Raw genomic sequence first — 1,820 nt, forward strand, 5'->3', positions numbered from 1 at the left:
CTTCTCCGGGGCATTTCGTCGCCCCAGGGTCATTCAAAGAATCTTTCCGGTTACGGCGGCGATTGCGGCGGCGCGGTCTTCGCGGAAGTTCTCGCGGGTCTCTGGGACGCGCAACCCGGCGCGGCGGATGAGGGTGAGGACGAGATTGCGCAGGGTCGCGAGCGGCCTGGCGCCGGCGCGCACCCTGCATCGATCTTCGTTTAAGCTCACGTCGCGGACGTAATGGAGGGTGTTCTCGATCGCCCAATGCTCACGGGTCACGGCGAGCAGACGTTCCGGCGAGGCTTCGTCTCGCGTCAGGCTGGTGACAAAGTAAGCGATCTCGACGCTTTCCCTTCCCTTGATCCAACGTCGCCGCTCGATGCGGATAATCTGCGCCGCGCCGGGCCATCGCAGATGTTCGACGGCTTCGCTTGTGACGGCGATCTCGCGCGTCTCCACGCGGCCATGACCTTTCTCGACGCTCTTTGCGCACGCAAGATCGGGCGGCGCGCCGTCACAGGGGGGAAAGGTCGCCGAAGGCGGTCTTGATGTTGCTTTCAAGCTCGGGCTGATTGCCTTTCACCGCGAAGAGATAATGGCCCTTGGCGTCGCGGATGTGGCGGCAAATCTCGCGTTGGGTGAAGATGGCGTCGCCAGTGACGATCGCTCCTTCGAGCGGCAATCCCTTCAAAAGCGTCATCGCCGCCGTGATTTCGTTGGCCTCGGGCGCGACGACGAGGTCGCCGATCACCCCTGAAAGCCCGGTCGCGAAGGCGGACAGAACATGCAAAGGCTTGGCGTCGAGCCGCCGGCTGCCGCGCAACGTTTTGCCGTCGATCGCGATATGTCCTGGCGCATCGGCGCCGAGCGCAAAACGGCCCAGGGCGTGGGACAGCGCCTCGGCGTTGAGCCCTTGAAAGAAATAATGATAGGTCGCGTGACAGGGCGCGCGCCCGCTTGCAATCCCAAACAGCTTCAAGGCCTCTGGCTTCAGCCGTCGCCCCCAGCGGAAAATCGACAGAAGATCGTTCGATCCCGCGAGCATTGCGGCGAGCGCGACGCCCAAAATAGACCGAAGCTCGTAGTGACGGCCCTGACGCCCGCGCCGATCCTCGATCTCCCCCAACGTGTCCCATAAAGTCCGAACCATCACGAACCACCTCCAAAATGGCGATTCGCCAATAGAATCCATTACCCGCCGCCTGTCAGCAACCCTCCCTGCGGTTTATTGAATCACCCTGCTTCCAGATGCGCTGGATGGTGCGCAAGGAAAGCCCCATGGTCCGAGCCATCGCCCGGCCGGTCCAGTGGGGGGTCTCGCCGGGCGGCTCGGCGCAGGTGAGCGCCAACCCCCTGGCCACCGGGCTGGCCGGCACAGGCGCCTTGCCCGGCGGGCGAAGCCAGCTTGGGGCTCCGGCCGGCATTGCCGGCTGGAGAAGCTGGCGGAGGGGGGTCTTGTCGCGCAGGAGAGCGTCCCCGCCTTCCTCGGCATAGCGCCGTTGCCAGCGCCAGACCGCCGGGCGGCCGCCGCCGGCCCGACGAGCGACATCCAGCACCGGCAGTCGTTCCGCCGAGCCGAGAATGATGCGGGCGCGCTGAACGTGCTTCAGCGGCCGGCTACGATCGCCGCCAATCGCGGCAAGTCGCGCGCGGTCCTCGGCTCCAACGATCACACAGACATCCTGGGCCACGCCCATAGATCTCGCATACCCGGGCGCCTTTGTGAATCCTACGTTTGCGTCAGTGCAGTAGTGGCCTTAGTCATCTAAAAGATGGGATCGAGATGCTTGAGCTTAAGGCGGGCGTCTTCGGTTGTGAACGGCCCGTCGGCTTTGGCG

2 protein-coding genes and 1 pseudogene are annotated in these 1,820 nt (G+C 64.7%); all 3 read right to left on the reverse strand.

Going from position 1 to position 1,820, the window contains the following annotated elements; all coding sequences use genetic code 11:
• Positions 1-33: 33 nt before the first annotated feature.
• On the reverse strand, positions 34-441 hold the full coding sequence (locus ACREXZ_RS30740; protein WP_431767897.1) for an ISAs1 family transposase: 408 nt from the start codon (positions 439-441) through the stop codon (positions 34-36).
• Positions 442-496: 55 nt separating this feature from the next.
• Positions 497-1,174, reverse strand: a complete 678-nt coding sequence (locus tag ACREXZ_RS30745; protein ID WP_431767898.1) for an ISAs1 family transposase — start codon at positions 1,172-1,174, stop codon at positions 497-499.
• Positions 1,175-1,223: 49 nt separating this feature from the next.
• Positions 1,224-1,673: pseudogene (locus tag ACREXZ_RS30750) on the reverse strand (helix-turn-helix domain-containing protein); the annotation flags it as partial.
• Between the last annotated feature and the right edge of the window lie 147 nt (positions 1,674-1,820).

The organism is Paraburkholderia sp. (genome assembly GCF_050742655.1).
Classification (GTDB): Bacteria; Pseudomonadota; Gammaproteobacteria; order Burkholderiales; family Burkholderiaceae; genus Paraburkholderia.